Origin of the sequence: Pseudomonas syringae KCTC 12500, assembly GCF_000507185.2 — a bacterium.
GTDB classification, from domain to species: Bacteria; Pseudomonadota; Gammaproteobacteria; order Pseudomonadales; family Pseudomonadaceae; genus Aquipseudomonas; species Aquipseudomonas syringae.
Genome location: NZ_AYTM02000002.1, coordinates 34719 through 58488 on the forward strand (window position 1 = coordinate 34719; position 23770 = coordinate 58488).

Below are 23770 nucleotides of genomic sequence, written 5' to 3' on the forward strand. Positions count from 1 at the left end.
GACATGCAGCCCTTGGCAAGAAACCAGACCTCTTGGGACCTGGCAGGATTTTTTGCGAATAGTACAGATTCGTATTAACGCCTGATACAAATTCCCAAAAATACTCTTGCTCGGTCACGGTATGACGCTTAGCCAATGTGGCGATAAACAGGCAAACTGCGCTCATTGCTCCTTACCAGAGAACCCACGATGCCCCTTTCCCACAAGCCTGCCGATCCTCGATGCGCCTTGCTGGTGATCGACATGCAGTACGACTTCATGCCCGGCGGGCAACTGGCGGTGGCTGGAGGTGATGCGCTGCTGCCGTTGATCAATCGCCTGGGTGCGCGCTTTTCCCATGTGGTCATCACTCAGGACTGGCACCCTGCCGGGCACATTTCCTTTGCTTCCAGCCATGCGCAGCGCCTGCCGTTCGAGAGCATTACCCTGCCCTACGGTCCGCAGACGCTGTGGCCGGATCATTGCGTACAAGGCAGTCACGGTGCGCGGTTACATGCAGACCTCGACCTGCCGCACGCGCAACTGGTCCTGCGCAAGGGCTGCAATGCGCACATCGACAGTTACTCGGCATTTCTGGAAGCAGACCGCACGACCCGCACAGGGCTGGCCGGGTATCTGACAGAGCGCGGCATCGACACGCTGTTCGTGGTCGGTCTGGCGCTGGACTTCTGTGTCGCCTGGTCGGCGCAGGATGCACGCAGTGCGGGTTTCAACACTTTTGTGGTCGAAGACGCCTGTCGCGCCATCGACATGAACGGCTCGCTGGAGCACGCTTGGAGGACCATGCTGGGCATGGGTATCGAACGCGTGCAGAGCGCTGATCTGCTGGGCTAGACCGACACATTCTGCCAACTGACTCAAACATTTCTCGATACGCCCCGCCGCTGGCGAACGACAGCGCGCGGCGCCTGTCTGAACCATCGGCCCGACATTGCCCCGGTCGGTCCATTTCATCACTGGCGCTGAGGACGTTGTATGGATCACGAAGTAGATGGCAAAACCCCCGGCCTTTCCGCCGAGGAAGAGCGCGAGATTGATGAGAATCAGCCGCCCCGCGCGGCGGTGTTGCACGAAACCATTCGCATGCAGGGCGACCACGAACTGGAGCGCAGCGTAGCCGCGCTGTGGTGGTCGGCACTGGCTGCAGGGCTGACCATGGGCCTGTCGCTGATGGCCATGGGGTTGTTGAACTCGCGCCTGGAAGGCATCCCCGGCAGTCATGTGATCAGCAGCCTCGGCTATTCTGCAGGGTTTCTGGCGGTCATCCTGGCGCGCCAGCAACTGTTCACGGAAAACACCATCACGGCTGTGCTACCCGTCATGAGCAAGCTGAACCTGGCCAACATCGGGCGGCTGCTGCGTTTGTGGGGTGTGGTTCTGACCGGCAACCTGGTCGGTACGCTGACGGTGGCCTATGTCATGCTCAATCTGCCGATTTTCGATACCAGCACAGACAAGGCGTTTCTGGAAATTGGCCACAAGGTCATGGAAAACGACATGGCCCAGATGTTTTCCAAGGGCATCGTCTCGGGCTGGATGATTGCGACCATGGTCTGGATGATCGCGTCGATGGAAAACGCCAAGATAGCGATCATTGTGCTTATCACTTACCTGATGGCGCTCGGCGACTTCACGCACATCGTGGTGGGTTCGGCCGAAGTATCCTATCTTGTATTCGCGGGTGAGCTGGGCTGGAAGGATTTCTGGTTTGCCTTCGCAGGCCCCACGCTGGCAGGCAACATCATCGGTGGCAGTTTTATTTTCGCTTTGATCAGCCATGCGCAGATCCGCAGTGAAAAAGACACCACAGAGAAAATGGAGCGCGATCGCAAAAACAAGGAAGAAAAACTTCGCCTGGAGAAGGCGCAGAAGCTCAAGGAAGCGGATTTCACGGCAAAGCGAGAAATATGATCCCTATCATTAAACTTTCTTTCAGGAAACGCGGCGGATTTTAAAGGCAGAATGACTCTTTGAACGCATCTATTCAGGCAGGGACCATGACCCGAATTCTGGCAATCGAAGATGATGCCATCACTGCAAAGGAAATCGTGACCGAACTCAGCAGCCACGGGCTGGAAGTGGACTGGGTCGACAATGGCCGTGACGGCCTGGCGCGTGCAGTGAGTGGTGATTATGACCTTATTACCCTGGACCGCATGTTGCCGGAGATGGATGGTCTGACCATCGTCACCCACTTGCGCGCCCAGGGCATTTCCACGCCGATCCTGATGATCAGCGCCCTCTCCGACGTGGACGAGCGCGTTCGCGGCCTGCGTGCCGGAGGGGACGACTATCTGCCAAAGCCCTTCGCGTCGGATGAGATGGCTGCGCGCGTCGAGGTGCTGTTGCGGCGCAGCAACCCGGTCAGTGCCGCCAAGACGGTATTGCAGGTTGCCGACCTGGAACTGAACCTGATTACCCGGGAAGCGTGTCGCGGCGGCGAGCCGCTGATCCTGCTGCCCACCGAATTCAAGCTGCTTGAGTTTCTGATGCGCAACAGCGGACAGATCATCACGCGAATGATGATTTTTCAGGAAGTCTGGGGCTACCACTTCGATCCGGGCACCAACCTGATCGACGTTCACATCGGCCGTCTGCGCAAAAAGATCGACCAACCCGGCACCGCACAGCTCATTCAGACCGTGCGAGGATCCGGCTATGTCATTGCCGAACCCGTCTGACGGCTGGCGATCATCAACGAGTCGATTACTGGCGCTGTACAGCTCGCTGTTCGTAGCCTGGAGCGTGATTCTGCTTGGCGTCCTGTACTGGGAGGTGACGTCCTATCTGGACACTCTCGCCCGCCAGTCACTTACCCATCGCCAGCAACTGTTTTCGCGCTTCGAGGGGCAAGGACTGGTGGACGCTCTGGCCACCAGCATGACCTTCGATACCCGGTCCGTGGATGCCTACGGTCTGTTCGACGAGAACTTCCGGCCGGTTGCCGGGCCTATCAACAGCGTCCCGAAAAACCTGCCGATAGACGGCCAGATTCATGTGCTGAACGATTGCATCGAGTCGGACGATCCAGGCATGCCGCAAGGCAGTTGCGATGCGATCGTCAATCGCACCTCGGACGGCCGCTGGCTGGTGCTGGTTCGCGAGAACGGCTCGCTGTTTGCGGTGAGCACGCTAATCCTGCATGCCTTGCTGTGGGGCATCTCGCTGACCATCATTCCCGGTGTTGCCGGCTGGCACTTGCTGCGCCGGCGACCGTTGCGGCGTATCCGTGCGATCCAGGCCAGCGCCGAATCGATCATCGCCGGCGACATGGCCGGCCGTCTGCCGGTCTCCAACAGGCGCGATGAGCTAGACATGCTGGCGGTGATCGTCAACGCCATGCTGGACCGCATCGAAAAGCTCATGAACGAGGTCAAGGGCGTCTGCGACAACATCGCCCATGACCTGCGCACACCGCTGACGCGCTTACGTGCGCAGCTTTACCGTATTCAACAGCAGTCAGCCCACGATTCGACCCATGCCACGCAGATTGCCCAGGTCATCAGCGAAGCTGACACGCTGATGGCACGCTTTCGTGGACTGCTGCGCATCTCCGAGCTGGAAGACCGCCAGCGGCGCTCGGCATTCGTTGAACTGGAACTGCGCCCATTACTGCAGGAGCTGCACGACTTCCACCTGCCGCTGGCTGAAGAAGACCAGATCACCCTGATACTTGACCTGCATGAAACGTTACCCACCCTGGTGGGCGACCGCGCCCTGCTGTTCGAGGCACTGACCAACCTGCTGGGCAACGCAATCAAGTTCACCCCTGCCGGTGGAGTCGTCAAAGTCAGCGCCTACCCTGCCCCAGGCGGTACCACACCGTGCATCGAGGTAGAGGATTCCGGCCCTGGCATCCCCGTCGCCGAGCGCGCCGCTGTCTTCCAGCGCTTTTATCGCAGTGAGGCCGGAACCGAGCAAAGCGGCTTCGGCCTCGGTCTCTCGGTAGTGGCCGCCATCGTCAATCTGCACGGTTTTACGCTGCAGATAGGCACCAGCGATTACGGCGGCGCAAGTTTGCTGCTGGAATGCAGCACAGTGAATACGCTGGCCTGATATTCAGGCACTTTTCAAGCCCACGATTGCACGATCGCGCCTGCTTTTTGACGAGATTAACGCGTCTGGCCCAAGGGTTTCAGCGACTTAGATATTAATCTGGCGCGTTCTGCCAAGCATAAAATTGTAACTAGGTGTTACAAAATCATACCCTGCTTCACCGTTTCAGCCTGCGCAAGTTCCTCTCAATAAATACGCTTTTAAGGCTGGATACGGCGTTTTTCCCCGATTAAATCCTTCTCTTTCGCAAAACATGATGGCCAAACGCCAAGGTGAAACGTGAGCGACTAGACATTTTTATGACGTCAGTGACTTGTCGCAATGCTGGCACTGCGTTATCTATGTCCGGGCAGACACAGTTCCTGCGGTAACGTTTCCGCTGCACCCAGAATAATAACTCACCGGATTTCGCCACTTACCAGGCGAGGCTTTGGCATGGCTGCCGAAGCAGAGAACGCTGCATTAATTGCTGGATAACATTTTAGCTGGGAGGCTGTTATGGGCGCACAATCGAAGATTCTAACGATCGGTAAGTACAAGGTTTACGCCGAGACTTACTGGAAAGGCAGCGACGCCAAGACCATTCTGCTGGTCAACGGTGCACTGTCGACCACTGGCTCTTTCGGGCAGACGGTCAAGTACTTGCAACCGCACTACAACCTGGTGCTGTTCGATCTGCCGTTTTCGGGACAATCCCGAGCGCATAACCCGGACGACATGATTGTCAGCAAGGAAGATGAAGTAAACATTCTCCTCCAACTGATTGATCTCTATCAGGTAAACCACCTGCTGTCGGTCTCCTGGGGCGGTGTATCGGCCCTGCTGGCCCTCTCTGCATGCCCTCCATCCGTAGAAAAAGCCATCATCAGCTCGTTCTCGCCGGTGCTCAACGAGGCCATGCTCGACTATATCGACAACGCCCAGGTCTACCTCGCCGCGCGAGAAAAACGCAAGATCGGCTCACTGCTCAACGACACCGTGGGCAAGTACCTGCCGCGCCTGTTCAAACTCTATAACTACAAGCACCTGATCAGTCTTGCCGAGCACGAATATCGCCAGATCGACTTTCACATCAGCCAGATTCGCCAACTAAGCGCCAGTAATTACGTCGAGCGTTTTTCCTCGATCAACATTCCGGTGCTGTTCATCAACGGTGAAAAAGATGAATACACCACCGTTGCAGATGCCCGCATGTTTTCCAACTACATTGCCAAAAGCAGTTTCAACGTAGTTCCGGACACCGGGCACTTTCTGGACCTGGAAAGCAAGGCGGCGTGGCACCACTCGCAAAGAAACGTACTGACATTTTTGGGCACTGAAGCTAACCAGGAGGTTTGGCCCAGCGTCACCGCGATGGCCTGAAGCTCGCTCGCCTGGCCCGGGAAGCCCTTGCGCTTTTCCGGTCTGACGCTGTGACTCATGGATGATGTTGGCTTCTTTGATCGGGCAGTGCTATTCGTTGATGACTTTTCCCTTTGCAACGCTCCGGCGTTCGTGCTGCCGTGTTTCCGGAAATATCCGGCCGTTGCACTCTCTGTACACTCAGCCCGGCGTGGTACTGGGTTTCATCTCGCTACTCTCGCTCAGCGCCTGTTCTGCAGGAAAACCCGCAGAAAAGGCGCTGGTGCGAGTCACCGCGCAACCGGTTGCCTTACTGAACGTCGCCAGCAGTGTGACGCTGACGGGCGACATCCAGGCACGCAAGGTGACCGAGCAATCGTTTCGTGTCTCCGGCAAGCTGATCAAGCGCTATGTGGATGTCGGGGATCGAGTGCGGGTCGGGCAAGTTCTGGCCAGACTCGACGCGCGCGAGCAAAAGACCGAGCTGGCGTCAGCCAGTGCCGAAGTCGCCGTACGACAGTCGCGGCTGCACCTCGCCGAACAAAACTACCAGCGTCAGCAAGTGCTGCTGCCCAAGGGTTATACCAACCTCAGCGAATACCAGAGGGCCCGCTCCGGGCTCGACAGCGCGCGGGGGGATCTGGCCGCGCTGCAGGCGCAGCAGGCCAACGCGCGTGATCAGGTCGGTTACACCGAACTGTTCGCGGTAGCCAATGGCGTCGTGACGGCGCGCTATGCCGAAGAAGGTCAGGTGGTTCAGGCCGCCACTGCGATTTTCAGCGTCGCTCATGATGGCGAGCGCGAAGCGGTGTTTTCCGCGTACGAATCGCTGCTGCGAGCCGATCAGACCGGTGCTGCAGTGACTGTCAGCCCCTTGGGCCAGCCGGAGATTCAGCTGAGCGGCATCATCAGGGAAATCACCCCTATCGTCTCCGCCGCGAACGGCACGTTGCGGGTGCGCGTTGCACTGCAGGGCGCCGCTGCGTCGCTCGCACTGGGCTCCGTGGTCAGCGCTCGCTTGCAGACGCAGTCGCAATCGGCGTTCGCCCTGCCCTGGTCCGCCTTGAGCCGTACACAAGGACAACCGGCAGTCTGGCGGGTGGACGCTCAGGCCAGGGTCAGGCTGACGCCTGTGAAAGTGCAGCGTTACGAACAGGGTCAGGTCATCGTTTCAGAGGGCTTGTCCGAAGGTGATCGAGTAGTTTCCCGGGGGCTGCAGTTTCTCTACCCGGGACAACGGGTAGAGGTCGCAGAGCAAGCACCAGCCGAACAAAGCGTCTCGCTGGCGTCGTCGGGAGCAGCGCGATGAGCACCTCGTGCGTAGAACCACGAACGAGATCCCGCTGCTGGCTGATCTGCATTCTGATCGTGGCACTGCCGGGATGCCGCGACAAACCGCTTCGCGAGGTTGTCGAACGCCCGGTGCTGTTCACCGAAATAGTCGATCAGCACAGCGCCTCTTATGGCCGCTTCGCCGGCGTCATCCAGCCGCAGTATGAAGCGGCATTGGGGTTTCGCGTCGCTGGCCGACTGGCAACCCGGCACGCGGAGATCGGCGATCAAGTGCGCAAGGGCGATCTGCTCGCCACCCTGGAACCCGGCGACCAGCAACACCGTTTGCGTGCCCGCCAGGCTGAACTCGGCAAAGCCCAATCCGCCTGGCAACAGGCACGCGGTGAGTTGACGCGCTACCAGCAACTCGATGAGCGCGGTATCGGCTCGCGGGCGCGAATGGATCAACTGGACAGCGACCTGCGCACTCAGGACGCGCTGCGCAATCAGGCCCGCGTCGCGGTGCAACAAGCGAGTGATCATGTGTCCTACACACGCTTGTCAGCCGAGTTCGATGGCCTGATCACAGGATGGCAAGCCGAAGTCGGCCAGGTCATGGCGACCGGTCAGGCAGTGGTCAGCCTTGCGCGCCCGGACAGCCGTGAAGCGCTCGTCGACTTGCCACTCGGTTCGCTGAATGACCGCCACCGCATCAGAGTGATTTCGCAACTGAACGAACAGCTCTCAGTGGCCGCGAACGTCCGCCAGCTTGCGCCGCAAATCAATGCCGAGACCCGCACTCAGCGCGTCCGCCTGGCCTTGCAGAACCCTGCGGACAGCTTTCGCCTGGGCTCGACCGTCACGGTAGAAATCAGTGGCGACGCGCCGGCGTTTCATGAGCTGCCTGGCAGCGCAGTGCTGCAGCGTGACGGCACCTCTCAGGTATGGGTGATCGACCCAACGACATCGACACTGGTCCCGCGCGCGGTGCAGGTACTGGCGCGTTCGGGCTCGACGGTAAGGGTCAGTGGCGCGCTGCACAAGGGCGAAAAAGTAGTGACTGCCGGCGTCAACGGCATGCAGTCCGGTCAGAAGATCCGTGTGCAGCGAGAGGTCGGTTTGTGAAGGAGCGCTTCAATCTATCGGCCTGGGGGCTCAGGCATCGCACGCTGGTCTGGTACATGATGTTCGTTTCACTGCTGATGGGCAGCTGGTCATTCCTGAATCTGGGGCGTGAGGAAGACCCTTCATTCGCCATCAAGACCATGGTCATTCAGGCGCGCTGGCCGGGTGCGACGCTGCCCGACACCCTGCAACAGGTAACTGATCGGCTGGAAAAGAAGCTCGAAGAAATCGACGCGCTGGATTACGTGAAAAGCTACACGCTGGCGGGCGAATCGACGCTTTTTGTCTTCCTCAAAAGTGAAACCCGAAGCGCCGACATCCCTGCGGCCTGGTATCAGGTGCGCAAGAAGATCAGCGATGTGCGCAGCGAACTCCCCAGCGGTATTCAGGGCCCTGCGTTCAATGACGAGTTTGGCGATGTGTTCGGCAGCATCTATGCGTTCACCGCCGATGGCCTGTCTTTCCGCCAACTGCGCGACTATGTCGAGCAAGTGCGCGCCGACATCCGCAGCGTGCCCAACCTGGGCAAGATCGAGTTGCTCGGCGCCCAGCGCGAAGTCATTTATCTGAATTTCTCGATCCGCAAGCTCGCGGCTCTGGGCATCGATCAACGCCAGGTGCTGCAAAGCCTGCAAGCGCAAAACTCGGTCACGCCTGCCGGGGTGATGGAGGCCGGTCCCGAACGCATTGCGGTGCGGGCCAGTGGGCAGTTCAGCAATGAACAAGACCTCAAGGCCGTCAATCTGCGCTTCGGCGACCGGTTCTTTCGCCTCAGCGATCTGGCGACCATCGAGCGCCGTTATGCCGATCCGCCCTCCTCACTGTTCCGCTTCAATGGCCAGCCAGCCATCGGCCTTGCGGTGGCCATGAAGCAAGGCGGCAACATCCAGGCATTCGGCACCCAGTTGCAGCAGCGCATCGACGATCTGACTACCGAATTACCGCTGGGCATCGACGTGCACCTGGTCTCAAGCCAGGCCGATGTGGTCGAAAAAGCCATCGACGGCTTCACCCATGCACTCTTTGAAGCGATCCTGATTGTGCTGGTCGTCAGCTTCATCAGCCTCGGCATCCGTGCCGGTCTGGTGGTGGCCTGTTCGATTCCGCTGGTGCTGGCGCTGGTCTTCGTGTTCATGGAGTACAGCGGCATCACCATGCAACGTATCTCGCTGGGCGCGCTGATCATCGCCCTGGGGCTGTTGGTGGATGACGCGATGATCACCGTCGAGATGATGGTCACTCGCCTTGAAAGCGGCGATTCGTTACCGCAGGCCGCTACCTTCGCTTACACCTCGACCGCGTTCCCGATGCTGACCGGCACATTGGTCACGGTCGCCGGTTTCGTGCCCATCGGCCTGAACTCCAGCTCCGCAGGCGAATACGTGTTCACCATGTTCGCCGTCATTGCCGTAGCGTTGCTGCTGTCCTGGCTGGTGGCGGTACTGTTCGCGCCACTGATTGGCGTGCACATCCTCAAGGCGTCCGCGCAACACGCAGCGCCGGGGCGCTGGATGCGTGGTTTCAGCCGACTGCTGGTCAAGGCGCTCGAACACCGGGGGTGGGTCATCGGCATCACTCTGCTGATGTTCATCGCGTCGCTGTTTGCAGGCAGGTTGCTGCAGAACCAGTTCTTCCCGGACTCCGACCGGCCGGAAATTCTGGTGGATATCTACATGCCGCAAAACGGCTCCATCGAAGGTACCCGCCAAACCATGGACCGCTTTGAAGCAGCGCTCAAAGGGGATGCCGACGTGCTGCGCTGGAGCTCTTACGTGGGCAAGGGCGCGGTGCGTTTTTACCTGCCGCTGGATCAGCAATTGAGCAACCCGTTCTACGGACAACTGGTGATCGTCAGCCAGGGTGGCGAAGCGCGTGACCGGCTGATAGAACGCTTGCGTCAGCGCTTTCGCGACGATTACGTCGGCGTGGGTGGCTACGTTCAGCCGCTGAACATGGGGCCGCCAGTGGGCTGGCCGGTGCAATACCGGGTCAGCGGGCCGGACATCGAACAGGTGCGCAGCCAGGCCATGGCGCTGGCGGCGATTCTCGATGCCAACCCCAATATCGGCCAGGTCATCTATGACTGGAACGAACCGGGCAAGGTGCTGAAGATCGACATCGCGCAGGACAAGGTGCGCCAGTTCGGTCTGTCCTCCGAGGACGTGGCGCAAATCCTCAACAGCCTCGTCAGCGGCACCACCATCACTCAGGTGCGTGACAGCACCTATCTGATCGACCTGGTCGGACGTGCGGACAGCGACGAACGCAGCTCGGTGCAGACCCTTGCCAACCTGCAGATTCCCACACCCGGCGGTGCGAGTGTGCCGCTGCTGGCGTTCGCCACGCTCAGTTACGAGCAGGAACAGCCGCTGGTGTGGCGGCGTGACAGACTGCCGACCATCACCCTGAAAGCCAACGTGCTCGGCACTTTGCAGCCGGCAGCGCTGGTCAGGCAATTGAAGCCCGACGTCGATGCGTTCAGCGCCGACCTGCCGTTACGTTACTCGGTCGCCACTGGCGGCGCAGTCGAGGCCAGCGCTCGCTCACAGGGGCCGATCCTGAAGGTCGTGCCGTTGATGCTGCTGTTGGTGGTCAGCTTTTTGATGATCCAGTTGCACAGCGTGAAAAAACTGCTGCTGGTGGTCAGCGTAGTGCCGCTGGGCCTGATCGGCGTGGTCGCGGCCTTGTTGATTTCCGGCTATCCGCTGGGGTTCGTGGCGATTCTGGGCGTGCTGGCGCTGATCGGCATCATCATCCGCAACTCGGTGATTCTGGTCACGCAGATCGATGAATTCATTGCCGCTGGGGAAAGCGCCTGGACATCAGTGGTCAAGGCCACCGAACATCGCTGCCGACCGATTATGCTGACCGCAGCGGCCGCGAGCCTGGGCATGATCCCGATTGCCCGCGAGGTGTTCTGGGGGCCGATGGCCATCGCTATGATCGGCGGCATCGCCATCGCGACCCTGCTGACCCTGTTTTTCCTGCCGGCGCTGTATATGGTCAGCTATCGGATCAGGCCACCAGCTGTTTAGCAGGTCAGATTTCCACCGGCAGGAAATCGAACAGCGCCTGTGGGGCCTCGACCAACATAATGCGCTTGAGCGGGTCCGGGCATTCAAGCGCGCGAAACTGCTCGACCACACCGGTGTAGCTGACCACGTGCTCATGCTGGGTGTGCGGCCAGTCGCTGCCCCATACCAGTCGGCGCGGGCCAAAGCTTTGCAGCAGCAACGGCCATGCGGCGCGAGCAAACGTCGCGTTCTGCTCGACACTGCCGCCCAGACGATAGATCGCCGAAATCTTCATCCACATCTGCCCGCTAAGGCCCAACTCCAGCAAGGCCTGGAACGCCGGATCATCAACACCAAGGCGCGCATCGGGCCGCCCGAAATGGTCAATCACCAGCTTGCAACCGAACGGCAACAACTGCCGAATCAGCCCCGGAAGGTCAGCGACCTCGCGGTGCAGTTCGACATGCCAGCCTAGCGTCCAGATGTGTTTGAACAGCGTCTTCCATTCCGGCGCGGCAAAGTCTGGCAGCGGCCTGCCGATCAGGTTCAGGCGGATGCCGACGATGCCCAGCCGGGCCATATGCTGCAACGCACCGCGACTGATGTCCGTGTCGACCACCGCCACACCGCGCAAGCGGTCCGGAGCCTGCGCCAGGGCATCGAGCAGAAACCGGTTATCGGTGCCCAGAAAACTGGGCTGGATCAAAACACCGTGGCTCAGACCATGTTCGCTGAGGTTGGCCAGATAGGCGTGCACCGTTGCGTCGTAGTCCGGGCTGTAACGCCGTCCTGACGCCAGGCTCAAATCCTTGCTGAAGACATGTGCGTGGGCATCGATGCCCAGTATTGGCGTGGTACAAGAATCAGTCATGGGTTCGTCTATAAAGAGTCAGCGCGGCGCCGCAACACCGCGAATGAAAGGTTTTCAAGCCCGCTGCGCGGCGCCCTTGTCCAGTGGTTCGGCAACGGGCAGCGTAGCCTCGAGGTTGCGTCCACGGGTTTCCGGCAGGCAGAAAGCGGCAATCATTGCCACGCCGTAGGCAATGCCGGCGTCGATTCCGATGGCGCTGCCGAGCGACATTGACTGGCTCATATGCCCCACCAGAAACGGGAACACCGCCGACAGCACGCGCCCGAAGTTGTAGCAGAAGCCCACCCCGGCACCCCGCACCTCTGCCGGGTACAGCTCGTTGAAAAACGAGCCGAGGCTGGCCGGAATGCCTGCGGCGAAGAAGCCCAGCGGAAAGCCGAGAAACAGCATCTGTGTGTTGCTCAACGGCAGCACCAGGTAACACTGAACGGTGACCACGCAGCACAAGGCGAACAGCATAATGTTCTTGCGTCGACCTATGCGGTCGATCAACAGACCGCTGCACACACAACCGCACCAGAACGCAACGATAATGACCGCCAGATAGCCGCCTGAACTGAGCACGGACAGGTTGCGCTCGGTTTTGAGAAAGGTCGGCAACCAGGTCATGACCGCGTGATAACCGCCGTGCGCACCGAGCCCCAGCAAGCCACCGAGCAAGGTAACGCGCAACAGCTCGGGGCGAAAAATCCCGGCCATCGACTTGAAGAAGTTGACCTTCGGCGCGGCGCTTTTCTGCATGCGCAGGAAGCTCTCCGGTTCTTCGACATTGCGTCGCACCCAGATGATCATCAGGGCCGGCAGCAGGCCGACAAAGAACATGACCCGCCAGGCAATATCCTCCGGTACAAACGAATAAATCAGAGTAAACAGCACCACTGCCAGGCCCCAGCCGACGGCCCACGCACTTTGCACGGTGGCCATGACCTTGCCGCGGTAGCGGGACTGGATCGTCTCGGCCATCAGCACCGCGCCTGCCGCCCACTCACCACCGATGCCAAAGCCCTGCAGCGCCTTGACGATCAGCAACTGGTTGAAACCGGTCACGAACGCAGACAAAAAGGTAAAGAAGGAAAACCACAGAATCATCCACTGCAGCGTACGCACCCGGCCATAGCGGTCGGACAGCGTCCCGCCCACCCAGCCACCCAACGCCGACGTTACCAGCGTCACCGCGCTGATCAGCCCGGCATCGCCCTTGGTCAGGGCAAACGCAGCAATCAGGGCCGGAATGGCCAGACCGAACATCTGCACTTCCAGAGCGTCCAGCGACCAGCCGCCAAAACAGGCCCAGAAGGTCTTGCGTTCTTTGGGAGTGACGTCGCGATACCAATTGAACATGGCGCTTATCCTTATGGGCGTTGCACGGCTCGGGCAGGCTGCAGCGCTGTCAGCGAATGTCCACGCTGTAGCGGAAATGGCTGGCGTGCCCTCGCGAACGGCGCCACTCCAGAGGCTCACCGGCGTAGTTGCGCGCCAAGCGTTCGATGACCACCACCGCACTGCCGACCGGAATCTGCAGCAACCGGCCGTATACGTCGTTAACCGTCTCGGCCGTCAGGCTCTCTTGCGCACAGGCGACCACCTGACCGCAGACATCTTCGTAGATCGGATAAAGCAATGGCCCCTGCGTATCGAGGTCAAGCTCCAGCAATGCCTGAAACCGCGCACGTGGCAGCCAGATCTCTTCGGCCAGCACCGGCTGGCCATCCAGCAACCGCAAGCGGACCATACGAATCACCGGCGCACCTGCGCCCATCCCCAGCGCTTGAGCGACCGACGAAGGCGCATCCACAGGCTCGACGGACAAGATCCGGCTTTCCGGCACCCGGCGTTCACCCGCTTCGGTTTGAAAACGGAAAAAACGAAACAGCGAGGACTGAAACTGCGCGCGACGAATGAACGTGCCACGCCCCTGCTGGCGCTCCAGAATGTTGTCGCTGACCAGCAGATCAATGGCCTTGCGCACCGTACCGGTGGACAGACCATACTCTGCAGACAACGCCGCTTCGGTAGGAATCGCCTCACCCGGACGCCAGCGATTATTGGCAATCTGCTCAGCCAGGCTGTCGCGCAGGCGTTGATAAAGCGGTAGACGTTCGTCGCTGGAAAGCTTGTACATTGTTTTATTCATCCAGTCATCTATATGAATTTCTGAAAAGAGTATTCATCCGTGGCAAGCGAAGGTCAATAGTTCGCGAGCGTGAGTGACTATACCGACACATCGCTGCGCTTCGCTGATCATCATTCCCGGAAATATCCTGTATCAACTCGCCGCACCTACTTAATGGCCGACAAAACCGTTAGCCTGCGCTGCATCGATCAAAAACCGTCTGACAGACACGCTTCCAGCGTCTGACAGTCCATGCTCAAGCGAGACTTTCATGCCCCACTCGTCCCAATCCGCGCATAACGCTATGACCATGACCCCGGCCATGGTCATGCTGTTTGCCTTCTGCTGTGGCGCGATCGTCGCCAACATCTACTACGCCCAGCCGATCATCGAGCTGATTGCCCCGGACATCGGGCTGTCGAGCACGGCAGCCAGTCTGATCGTTTCATTGACGCAGATCGGTTATGCGCTGGGGCTGTTCTTTTTGGTGCCGCTGGGCGATTTGCTGGAGAACCGCAGGCTGATGCTGGTGACGACTGTCGTCGCGATTCTCAGCCTGCTGGGTGCCGCTTTCGCCGAGCAGCCGAATGTGTTTTTGCTGGTTTCGCTGCTGGTGGGCTTCAGTTCGGTGTCGGTGCAGATGCTCATTCCGTTGGCGGCGCATCTGGCTCCGGAGGAGTCGCGCGGGAGGGTCGTTGGCGGGATCATGGGCGGACTGCTGCTGGGGATTCTGCTGGCGCGGCCGATTGCCAGTCTGGTGGCCGACCATTTCGGCTGGCGGGCGGTGTTCGGCTCGGCGGCTGTGGTCATGATCGGCATCAGCGTGGTACTGGCGACCACCATGCCAAAACGCCTCCCGGATCATCGTGCGTCCTACGGCCAGTTGCTGTTCTCTCTATGGACTCTTCTTCGTACCCAGCCGGTGCTGCGCCAGCGTGCCTTTTATCAGGCCTGCATGTTCGCGACTTTCAGCCTGTTCTGGACCGCCGTGCCGCTGGAGCTGTCGCGCAATCACGGGCTGTCGCAAACCCAGATCGCGCTCTTTGCCCTGATCGGCGCGATCGGTGCCATTGCGGCACCGATCAGCGGCCGCCTGGCAGACGCTGGCTACACCCGCATCGCCTCACTGGGCGCACTGCTGTTCGGCGCACTCAGCTTTCTTCCAGGCCTGGTTCATCCAGCCTACAGCGTGATTGGCCTGGCCATAACCGGCGTAGTGCTGGATTTCTGTGTGCAGACCAGTATGGTCCTGGGCCAGCGCACGGTCTACGCGCTGGATGCCGCCAGCCGCAGCCGGCTCAACGCGCTGTACATGACCAGTATTTTTATCGGTGGTGCCATTGGCTCGGCAGTCGCCAGCCCGCTGTTTGATCACGGTGGCTGGACCTGGGTGCTGATCGCTGGCACGGCACTGCCACTGATTGCATTGCTGGCGCTGCTCAGGGACCGATCCAGGCAGAATGCGTAAACCCTGCACTTTGTAACTGAATTGCAGGATAATGCCGCGGCGATGTCATACCCCATCGCCCTTCTGGCTCTCTCTCGCACCTAAAGGCTCGCGTATCCGGCACCTCTGGATCTGCGCGATTGAACACGGATTGTACACACGCCTCATCCCAAGGCCCCCACCCGTCGATACCGCTGCTCAAGCGTATCGGTATGCATTCCCGCAACCCGAACAAGGCAAAAACAGCAATGGACGCAGCACCACGAACAAGCAAGATTTCCGCGATTCTGGTCAAAATATCGGCAGGCATAGTCTGGATGATCGGGGTCATCTGGAGCATCTTCACCTACCTGTTTCCGGACCCGACCATTCTTGGCCTCAGTGTCGACTTCATCAACTGGAAGACACTGATCATCATTGTCAGCACAGTCATGCTGTTCAGCGGGCTGGGTATCGCCATCCTCGCCAGAAAGCTCCCCTCGTTACTGAAGCTTGGCGTGTGGATGGCGCTGTCACTGTTTCTCTGCGCGGTGTTCTTCAAGCTGGGCGGCGAATACGCAAAGCCTTCGGTGGAGTTCGCCCGCAGTCAGAAACTGTTTACCGAGAATGACAACGCCAACATGTTCGGCAAGCGTTCCGAGACGGTAGACAATCTGAGTATTGAGCTGCTCGACTGTGATCAGAATGGTCAGTCGCCTACCTGCACGCTTGAGCTGATCAATAAAAGCGCCGATCGCGACTTCAGGTTTCTCAACCCGATCAGCCTGTTCGAAGAAACCGGCGGCGCGCTGGGGCTTTCGCAACTGCGTGTCGGCGATGCAAAGTTCGATCGCTGGGACAGCTTCCAGTTGATCCGCAACGTGCCTACCCGCGTGACACTGATCTTTGAAGCGACCAAGGGCCGTGTGAAGCAGTCACCTGCCTTGAAGCTGACCTTCCGCGATCGCGAGAACAAGGACAACGTGCTCAAGTTCAACGAGGTCAAGGTCAACTAGTTGAACGAAGAATGAGCGTCGCCCCTAGGACGACGCACGTATTCACTGGCGGTTTGACTGCTTCAACCAAGCCGCCAGATCCATCACTTCAGCCTCATTGATGCTGTGCCCCATGCCTTCATAGGCATGCAACTGCGGCGTCAGGCCGAGCGATTTCAACGTCGCTTCGGCTTGCGGTGCGCTGGCATAGGCCACCTGGCGATCCTGCGTGCCGTGGCCGATGAATACGCTCAGAGCCTTGAGGTCGTCGGAGGCTTTGACCTCGGACTTCACGACCGGCAGCAGCCGCCCGCTCAATGCTGCAAAACCGCCGACCAGTTTGGGCTGTCGCAGGGCGACTTCATAACTCATCATGGCGCCCTGGCTGAAACCGATCAGGAAGACCTTGCCTGGCTGGGTATGAAACTTCTCAGTGGCTTTGCCGATGAACGCGGCTAACTGGGTACCGCTGCTTTTCAGGTCTTCAGTCACACCGTCGTAATCCGCGACGCCGGGCTTCTGGGTGAACCATTTGTAGCTGTCAGCGCGCAACTCCATCGGCGCCTGTACCGACACGTAGTTGTAGTCGGCCGGAAGCTCTTCCTTGAGCCCGAACAGGTCGGCGGCATTGCTGCCGTAGCCGTGGATGAAAATCACCAGTGGCTGGTCAGGCTTGTCGACATTGGTCTGCGCCAGGTAATCGAGTGGCAGGTCCGTATGCAAGGTGTCCTGCGCCTGTGCCATTCCGACAAAGGCAAACAGCAAGGCAGCGAAGAATTTCAGCATGTTCATGACCTCTGTTTGACGCTGCCAGCGGGCAGCGTCGTGAGTGGGCGTGGTGGCAGAAACTAACACAGCCTCAGTTCTGCATGCTGGTCCGCGAAACTTCCGGCTTGATCAACTGCATCTGCTGACGGTAATCATCCGTCACCTGACGCGCCTGGCTGCTGCTGGTAATGACCCGCGGCGTGATCAGCACGATCAGTTCGGTACGGCCCTTGGATTTGCTGGTATTGCCGAACAGCCATCTCAGGCCCGGAATGCGTCCCAGGTAAGGTACGGCGCTGACCGTCTCGGCATTGTCCTGCTTGATCAAACCGCCCAGCAGCACGGTCTGACCGCTCTGTGCGGCCACTTGCGTGGCCACCGAACGGGTGGAAATACGCGGATTGCCGTTGGCATCGCTGTTGTTGGCATTGGTGTCGGCACTGCTGACCTGCTGCTGAATGTCCATGTACACCAGGCCGCCCGGATTGATGCGTGGCACGACATCGAGAATCACACCGGTCTGCACATATTCGACGCTGCTCAATGTGGTGCCGGCATTGGTGTTGGTGTTGATCGAGGTCTGGCTGATCGGGATGTTGTCGCCGACCTGAATCTGCGCCTGCTGGTTGTTCATGACCACCAGCGAAGGCGCCGACAGGACCTGCGTGCGGCCATTGGTTTCCAGCGCCCGCAAGGCGACTTGCAGGTTGTTGCTGACAAAGGAGTAGAAGAACGCGTCAGTAGAGGCCAGCGCAGCACCGCCAGTACCAATCGCACCCTGGCTGCCCGCAGTATTGGTCACGTTGCCGGTGGTACCCGAGTTGCCCGCCAGACGCCCGAGGTACCACTGCACGCCCATGTCCAGCTCGCCGGTGAGCTGGACTTCCAGAATGCGCGTCTCGATCTGCACTTGCAGCGGCGGATTATCGAGGCGCTTGATGGCCGACTCGATCTCCTTCCACTGCGCCGGACGGGTGCGAACCAGCAACTGGTTGCTGCTCTTCTGCGCCGTGATGCGTGTGCTGGCGTCCAGAGACTTGTTATTGCCGCCAGACTCGCTGCCTTCCTGGCTGGCCGAATCCGAATCACCGCCACTCTGATCGTCGCCTTCGGATTCGCTGTCGCCATTGTTCTGGCTGTTGTTCATGCCCTGACTGTTGCCAAACCCCCCGCCATTGCTCAGGCCGCTGCCGGTACCGCCCAGCCCGTTGGAGCTGCTCATGCCGCCGACACCGTTGCCGCCACTGGAGTTGAGCGACGACAAGGTGGTGGTGCGCAAGCCTGGTGCAACTTTGGCCGCAGCGTCTTCCTTGATGGCGCCGGTGCCGTAAATCTGCCGCAGGTATTTGGCCAGATCGGTGGCCTTCATGTTGCGCACGTCATACACGTACATCTGCGGTTCGTTGCCACCGCCTTCGTCGATGGTGTGAATCCATTCGCCGACTTCGTGCAGGTACTCGGGCTGCGAGGAAATCGCCACCACCGAATTGGTCCGTTCGATTGGCAGGAAACGCACCATGCCCGCCAGCGGCATGCCGCTTTCCGGGCCGAACATTTTCTGCAGTTCTGGCATCAGTTCGCCAACCGAGGCGCGTTGCAGGCCGAAGACGCCGACAGACATGCCTTTGAGCCAGTCCACATCGAAGGTGTCGATGGTGTCCTGATAGTTGGCCAGCTCTTCGGGCGTACCCGCCAGGCTGAGCACATTGCGCGCCGGGTCTACCAGCAGGAAAGCGTTTTCGCGAGCGAACGGCTTGAGCAGCTTCTGCATCTCGGTCGCCGAGATGTAGCGCAGCGGAAACAGCCGCGCCGACATGCCGGCCGAAGGTTGCGCCACGCGCATTTCGGGGACCAGCTTGCCCGCCACCGCCTGGTTCGATGGCAGGATCACGTAGCGGTTGCCCTGTTTGATCATGGCGTTGTCGGTCCAGGACAGCAGCGTCTCGAGAATCGATAGCGCCTGCTGCTTGTTGACCGGCTTGGACGTCGAGAAGCTCACATCGCCCTTCACACCCTGGGCAATGCTGTAATTCTCGTGCAGCAGATCGCCCATGATGCTGTTGATCACCGCCTGAATCGGCTGATTGGTGAAGTTGAAGACGATGTCACCCGTCTCGGCCTGACGCGCTGCGGGAGCGGCGGCAGGCTGACGGATGAAACGCTGGTTGCCTTTGATGATCTGCCGCTGCGGCGAGCTGGTCGTCTGCTGGGAAGGTGGCTCGACGGGCGGTCTTTCGCTGCGCGGGTCTACCGGCGGGCGTTGTGAACCGGTTCCCTGGAGCGCTTCCTGCAGCATGCCATTGTCGGGATCGAGTGTGTCTGACTGTGACGCGCAGCCGCCAAGGGCGACGGCGGTGGCCAGGCAAAGCAAGGGTGTGCGCAAGGTAGCGATGGCAGGAACTCCAGAAAAGGTACCCATCACAGGGTGGAATCGTTGGTTAAGGTAATCGGCGGTGTATTCGACGGCGGCGGCAGACGCAGCGCGGGCAGGCGCAGGACTTGCGTGCGGTCATCGAGTTTGAACGTGGCCTGGGTGGGCTCCAGACGGTCCAGCGTCCAGCCGTTGGGCAAGCGATCGCCCTGACGGACTTTCAATGCCGGGCCGCTGGCCTGCTTGAGCAATGCCACACGCAGCGAGCCGTCCATGATCACCCCGGTCAGGGTCAGGCCAGCCAGATTGGTGGCTTGCGCATCGGCTTTGCGAACGGCCACGTCAGGGCTGCGATCAGGACTGAACAGCGGGGTTTTCCAGGTATTGGCGAGGCTGTCGAGGGTCGCCGACGGCGCACTGTGGACCTGCGCCCGCTGATCGACCGGGTTGCGCGGCGCCTGCTCGGGCAGCCAGTCCGGTGAGTGCGCAGCGCCGCTGAAGACCAGTGCGATCAAAGCTGCCAACACTGCGGCGAAAGCCAGCAGTGCCCACTCCAGCGGACGCAGTGAACCGATCATTGCTCGCCCTCCCCGGCACTGGCCGGTTGCAGGTAGCCGCGCACCAGCAGGTGCACCACCAGTTTGCCGGCAGCACCGCTGGCCGGAGCGTTGGCGTCGCGACGCATACTCATCTCATCAATAAACAAAAACGGGCGCTGATACTCCAGCGCATGCAGGATGGCGGTCAGTGGTTCGATGGCGCAGTTCAGGGTCAGGCTGACCTTGACCTGCCGATACGGCTCGGCACTGTCCTGCTCAGGGGTGATCGGCATGCGCTGAGTCAACTCGCAGCCGCCGCCAGTGCTGGCCTGGCTGCTGATCAGGTCGGCAATGCGCTGCATCAGATCAGCGGCCACGGCACTGGGATCTTCGCCCGGCAGCAAGCTGGTGCTGCTGGCCGGATCACGGCGGGCCTGCTCCAGTTGCTCGCGCAACGAATCACCCTGCTGCAGAAGGCCCGCGTAGCGCTGCTGCTGTTCGCGCAACTGGTCGGTCTGTTCGTTGATGTCGCGCAAGGGTCCGGCGAACCAGCTGTCGATCAACAACCAGTAAGCCAGGCACAACACCAGGGCCAGAATCATCAGGGCAGCGCCCCGCCGCTCACGGCTTGTCAGTGGACGGCGCATCGGCGTTCTCCTGCTGCTGGTTCTGGTGCAAATGCGCGCGCAGGGAATATTGATCCTTGCCGGTTTTGGTGTCGGGCTGGATCACCCCCTGAAACTGCGCATTATCCAGACTTCGGCAGTCCTTGACGCGGCCGATCAGCGCACTGGCCTTGGCGCTCTGCCCGGAAAACGCCACCTCGGCACTGTCGCTGATTTCCATATGCTCGATCCAGGTGTCCGAAGGCAGGCAGGCGGTCAGCTCACTGAGCAGCGCCGAGAGCGGCGGCTGCGCAGCCTTGCGGCGCAACAGGTAGTTGGCAGCGCCCAGAGTGTTAGTCAATTGCTGGCGCAGTTGTTGGACCTCGCCAACCTGAGCCTTCTGCGCCTTGACGCTGGCCTGCATGTCATCGAGCAGGCTCTGGCGGTCGTTCAGCCACAGCAACATGGCGCTCAGCAGCAGGCCGGCACACAGCCAGATCAGCCCGCGCTGCAAGCGATGGCCGGAGCGCGACTGTTGCGGGCGCAACGGCATCGGCAGCAGATCGACACCCATGCGCTGCCCTGTAGTCAGGTTGTCAGCGCCCACGTCCGTGCCCACATCGACAGCATCGGGACGCAAGCCACGCTCGGCGCACTCACGGAGTATCGCGTCCAGCCGCTCGCGCAGGATTGCCACCAGCGTGACCTGCACAAAGCTGGCGCTGCGGCTGTCCTGACGGGCCACGAAGTACAACTGGCCCGCGTCAAATGGCGTGAAACGATCCAGCTCGTAGCCGACCACGGTCGACAGATTGCGTGCCGCAGCCGCAGGAAGCTGCAAGGTCTGCAACAGCACAGCCGAGGGCGGCAGCAGCAGGACCCGCCGTACCTGAGGCGATGCATCGGGCAGCGGCTCGACCAATGGCCAGACAAGCGCCTGCTCCACGGTCTCGCGGCCCAGCCATCGACGCACACGCGGAGGAAGGCAGGCGCGAAGCTCCGCTACCCACCATTGCCAGGCGTGTTGCGCCGGACTGCCACGCCACTGCCGGGCGACCTGTTCGCGTAACGCGTAAACAGGCGCCAGACGTGCAGAAACTGATGAATTCATTCTTGCCAACGCAACACCCTGTAGGGCTGTGCGCCTCCCTCCGATGGGCTCAATAAAACAGTGGTCTGTAACAGGGCGGTCACACCGCCCGGTCGTTCTGCGCGCGTGTCGATGGCCAGTACCTCACCGGGGTCGGCCCCGACCGCGCTCTGGTTCGGCAGGTTCAAGGCCCGACGCAGCAACGCCGAAGCGAGCGCCGGGTCGGGCCGATCCAGACCGCTCCATAATGTTATTTCCGGCAACAGCCGGGTATACAGCGCCTGGTTCATACCCGGCAGCTGGCGAACTTCCTCTACCACCCGCAGCGGTGACTGACCGCCATTGCGCTGCGACTCCAATACCTGGGCGATACCGCTGGCCTGATTTTTAGCCGCGCCGCAGGCCTGCAGCAGACGCGATATATCAGCAACCGGTGCGCTGTTGAGGTCCAGCTTGCCGCGCTCGCTTCTGATGCTCACCAACAGTTGCGTGTCATCCATCCGTAACGAGACCACACGCCCGTCGGCAATCCAGCGTTTGCGCTGTTCAGGATCGAGCAAGCCCTGTACAGCCATATTCATGCCAGCTTCGGCGGCCATCAGCGCCTGGGTATTTTGCCGTAACCAGAGCGACTGCCGACTTTCCAGTTGCACCCACCCGGCCAGCCCGCCGAGCAACAGGCTCAGCAGTGCCAGCACCCAGAGCACCACCAGCAGCGCAACACCGCGCTGCGATCGGCCCGTCACGTTCATTCGCCGCCCGCCCCGCCGGACAGGTCCAGACGCAAGGCCACCACTTCCGAGACCCATTTCACCGCGCCATGGGTCTGCATGTCGATGCGCACCGCGCCCGGCAAGCGATTCGGCCAGGGCCATTCGGCCATCCAGCCGGTCGGCTTGCCCTTGGGCGTCAGCCCGCGATAACTGAACGTCAACGACTCGACGTTTTGCAGCAATACCTGAGGCTCACCCCAGGGTTTGAGGGCGATGCCATTCGCACTGGACAGAACCTGAGCGAACGACACCTGCAAAGACCGATGCTCTTGCGGCCCCTTGAGCTCCAGGCTGTGAACCTGGATACCGCCGCCCAACTCGCCGGGCAGCGTTGCGACAAACCGCAACTGCTGCGCCGAGCCTTCAAAAAAACCGCTGTTGACGTCATCTTCGCCAGACGTGTCCAGCGGCAGCGCCTGAGCGATCGAGCTGCGCAGAAACGCTTGCGCGGCGCGGACCTCGTCCAGGTTCACGGTGTAGCGCTCAGCCTTGAGCACCGCACGATTGGCACCCAGTAACGCCCCGGCAACCAGCACCAGCAGCACACCAAGCAGGCTGATCACCAGCAACACTTCCAGCAGCGTGAAGCCACGCTGAGTGCCCCTCATGACCCCGCCCCGCTGACAGCGCCACGCAATTTAAACGTACTGAACTGGGCCTTGCGCTGATGCTCACTGAGCATCAGGTCGAGGCGAAACATCCTCGCCTGACCATTGGCACCCGGCAGCTGACGGATATCCAGTGTCCAGTCGATGCCTGCGAGCTCTCCCTTTCGCGTACCGTTTTCCAGCGGACCGGCGCTTTCCTGATCCATTATCGTGCGTGCCGCATGGCTCAGCCGGTCACTGCGCGACACCTGCTGCAAGGAGCGCGCGCTTTGCCCGAACGCCACCAGCAGAACACCGCTGCACACCGCCATGACGGTCAGTGCAGCAAGCATTTCCAGCAGGGTGAACCCCGACTGCGATGTTTTCATTAAAGCGTCCGGACCTGGACGCTGCCGGTCAGCCAGCCAATATCAATACGCCAGCGCCGGTCGCCGTCAGCGACCACCACGTTGCCACCGCTGGAGCCGCCGTCCGGATAGAACTCCACAGCGGAACCAAGATCGGACGCGGTCTGCATGGTCACGCGCAGACTTTCCGGCCAGTGCATCTCGCGCTTGCCGGGCGCCTTGAAGGTCGCCTTGCGCAGATTGAATTCGGTGCGCGCCGGCTGACCGGTGACAATCGCGCGCACTCTGGTGGCCCGCAACGCTTCGACCATGTCGCCGACCGCGCGCCGTTCACTGGCGGTGCTCAAACCCTGTTGCAGACCGAAACCCACCAGACCGACGGCGATGCTCATCAACACCAGCACCACCAGCATTTCCATGAGGGTAAAACCCCGGCTTGCGACAGGCGTTCTCATG

The 23770-nt window shown here is 60.5% G+C and carries 22 protein-coding genes; 10 read left to right on the plus strand and 12 right to left on the minus strand.

Features of this window, described 5'->3' with window-relative positions; all coding sequences use genetic code 11:
- Positions 1-189 precede the first annotated feature (189 nt).
- The 8 genes from pncA to V476_RS00690 all read left to right on the plus strand — a co-directional run bounded on the left by pncA (position 190) and on the right by V476_RS00690 (position 10829).
- Positions 190-834 carry a bifunctional nicotinamidase/pyrazinamidase gene (gene pncA / locus V476_RS00655; RefSeq protein WP_024961210.1) on the plus strand — a complete coding sequence of 215 codons (645 nt, stop codon included), beginning with the start codon at positions 190-192 and terminating at the stop codon, positions 832-834.
- A 141-nt stretch (positions 835-975) separates the two neighbouring features.
- The gene (locus V476_RS00660; RefSeq protein WP_003396430.1) at positions 976-1911 is read left to right on the plus strand and encodes a formate/nitrite transporter family protein; all 936 of its coding nucleotides are present in this window, start codon (positions 976-978) and stop codon (positions 1909-1911) included.
- An 86-nt stretch (positions 1912-1997) separates the two neighbouring features.
- Positions 1998-2681: a response regulator transcription factor gene (locus tag V476_RS00665; RefSeq protein ID WP_003343378.1), complete on the plus strand. Its 684-nt coding sequence runs from the start codon at positions 1998-2000 to the stop codon at positions 2679-2681.
- A complete protein-coding gene (locus V476_RS00670) occupies positions 2659-4056 on the plus strand; it encodes a sensor histidine kinase (protein WP_024961209.1) in 1398 nt (465 codons plus the stop codon). The genes V476_RS00665 and V476_RS00670 overlap by 23 nt, the downstream gene beginning before the upstream one ends.
- A 498-nt stretch (positions 4057-4554) precedes the next feature.
- Complete coding sequence (locus V476_RS00675) at positions 4555-5418, plus strand: alpha/beta fold hydrolase (RefSeq protein ID WP_024663404.1); 864 nt, start codon at positions 4555-4557, stop codon at positions 5416-5418.
- Positions 5419-5518: 100 nt separating this feature from the next.
- Complete coding sequence (locus V476_RS00680; protein ID WP_032629677.1) at positions 5519-6706, plus strand: efflux RND transporter periplasmic adaptor subunit; 1188 nt, start codon at positions 5519-5521, stop codon at positions 6704-6706.
- A complete protein-coding gene (locus V476_RS00685) occupies positions 6703-7794 on the plus strand; it encodes an efflux RND transporter periplasmic adaptor subunit (protein WP_024961207.1) in 1092 nt (363 codons plus the stop codon). The genes V476_RS00680 and V476_RS00685 overlap by 4 nt, the downstream gene beginning before the upstream one ends.
- The gene (locus V476_RS00690; protein WP_024961206.1) at positions 7791-10829 is read left to right on the plus strand and encodes an efflux RND transporter permease subunit; all 3039 of its coding nucleotides are present in this window, start codon (positions 7791-7793) and stop codon (positions 10827-10829) included. The genes V476_RS00685 and V476_RS00690 overlap by 4 nt, the downstream gene beginning before the upstream one ends.
- Before the next feature lie 4 nt (positions 10830-10833).
- Here the strand turns inward: V476_RS00690 and V476_RS00695 are convergent, their stop codons facing one another.
- From V476_RS00695 to V476_RS00705, 3 genes are read right to left on the minus strand one after another with little or no spacing between them, the layout of a single operon-like run.
- Positions 10834-11679 (minus strand): amidohydrolase family protein, encoded by an 846-nt coding sequence (locus V476_RS00695; RefSeq protein WP_004417319.1) that lies wholly within the window; start codon positions 11677-11679, stop codon positions 10834-10836.
- A gap of 54 nt (positions 11680-11733) precedes the next feature.
- Positions 11734-13020: an MFS transporter gene (locus V476_RS00700; protein WP_024961205.1), complete on the minus strand. Its 1287-nt coding sequence runs from the start codon at positions 13018-13020 to the stop codon at positions 11734-11736.
- Positions 13021-13069: 49 nt separating this feature from the next.
- Positions 13070-13801 carry a GntR family transcriptional regulator gene (locus V476_RS00705; RefSeq protein ID WP_024961204.1) on the minus strand — a complete coding sequence of 244 codons (732 nt, stop codon included), beginning with the start codon at positions 13799-13801 and terminating at the stop codon, positions 13070-13072.
- 262 nt (positions 13802-14063) lie between these two features.
- On the opposite strand from V476_RS00705, the gene V476_RS00710 reads away from it, so the two are divergent.
- Positions 14064-15260: an MFS transporter gene (locus tag V476_RS00710; protein ID WP_024648635.1), complete on the plus strand. Its 1197-nt coding sequence runs from the start codon at positions 14064-14066 to the stop codon at positions 15258-15260.
- A gap of 227 nt (positions 15261-15487) precedes the next feature.
- Positions 15488-16234, plus strand: coding sequence for a hypothetical protein (locus V476_RS00715; protein WP_004417314.1), 747 nt, complete (start codon positions 15488-15490; stop codon positions 16232-16234).
- A 42-nt stretch (positions 16235-16276) separates the two neighbouring features.
- On the opposite strand, the gene V476_RS00720 is transcribed toward V476_RS00715, so the two are convergent.
- The 9 genes from V476_RS00720 to V476_RS00760 form a co-directional block, all read right to left on the minus strand.
- The gene (locus V476_RS00720; RefSeq protein WP_004417313.1) at positions 16277-16999 is read right to left on the minus strand and encodes an alpha/beta hydrolase; all 723 of its coding nucleotides are present in this window, start codon (positions 16997-16999) and stop codon (positions 16277-16279) included.
- A gap of 73 nt (positions 17000-17072) precedes the next feature.
- Positions 17073-19400, minus strand: a complete 2328-nt coding sequence (gene gspD, locus V476_RS00725) for a type II secretion system secretin GspD (protein ID WP_003426187.1) — start codon at positions 19398-19400, stop codon at positions 17073-17075.
- The gene (locus V476_RS00730; RefSeq protein WP_003417561.1) at positions 19400-19930 is read right to left on the minus strand and encodes a general secretion pathway protein GspN; all 531 of its coding nucleotides are present in this window, start codon (positions 19928-19930) and stop codon (positions 19400-19402) included. The genes gspD and V476_RS00730 overlap by 1 nt, the downstream gene beginning before the upstream one ends.
- Entirely contained in the window at positions 19927-20538 is a 612-nt protein-coding gene (gspM, locus tag V476_RS00735; RefSeq protein WP_003343405.1) for a type II secretion system protein GspM, read from the minus strand. Before gspM ends, V476_RS00730 begins: the two co-directional genes overlap by 4 nt.
- Positions 20513-21607 carry a type II secretion system protein GspL gene (locus V476_RS00740; RefSeq protein ID WP_024961203.1) on the minus strand — a complete coding sequence of 365 codons (1095 nt, stop codon included), beginning with the start codon at positions 21605-21607 and terminating at the stop codon, positions 20513-20515. Before V476_RS00740 ends, gspM begins: the two co-directional genes overlap by 26 nt.
- Complete coding sequence (locus tag V476_RS00745; protein ID WP_024961202.1) at positions 21604-22338, minus strand: general secretion pathway protein GspK; 735 nt, start codon at positions 22336-22338, stop codon at positions 21604-21606. Before V476_RS00745 ends, V476_RS00740 begins: the two co-directional genes overlap by 4 nt.
- Positions 22335-22967, minus strand: coding sequence for a prepilin-type N-terminal cleavage/methylation domain-containing protein (locus V476_RS00750; protein ID WP_017278750.1), 633 nt, complete (start codon positions 22965-22967; stop codon positions 22335-22337). Before V476_RS00750 ends, V476_RS00745 begins: the two co-directional genes overlap by 4 nt.
- Positions 22964-23335 carry a type II secretion system protein gene (locus tag V476_RS00755; protein ID WP_003343408.1) on the minus strand — a complete coding sequence of 124 codons (372 nt, stop codon included), beginning with the start codon at positions 23333-23335 and terminating at the stop codon, positions 22964-22966. The genes V476_RS00750 and V476_RS00755 overlap by 4 nt, the downstream gene beginning before the upstream one ends.
- Positions 23335-23769 carry a prepilin-type N-terminal cleavage/methylation domain-containing protein gene (locus V476_RS00760; RefSeq protein ID WP_003411575.1) on the minus strand — a complete coding sequence of 145 codons (435 nt, stop codon included), beginning with the start codon at positions 23767-23769 and terminating at the stop codon, positions 23335-23337. Before V476_RS00760 ends, V476_RS00755 begins: the two co-directional genes overlap by 1 nt.
- Position 23770: the final 1 nt, after the last annotated feature.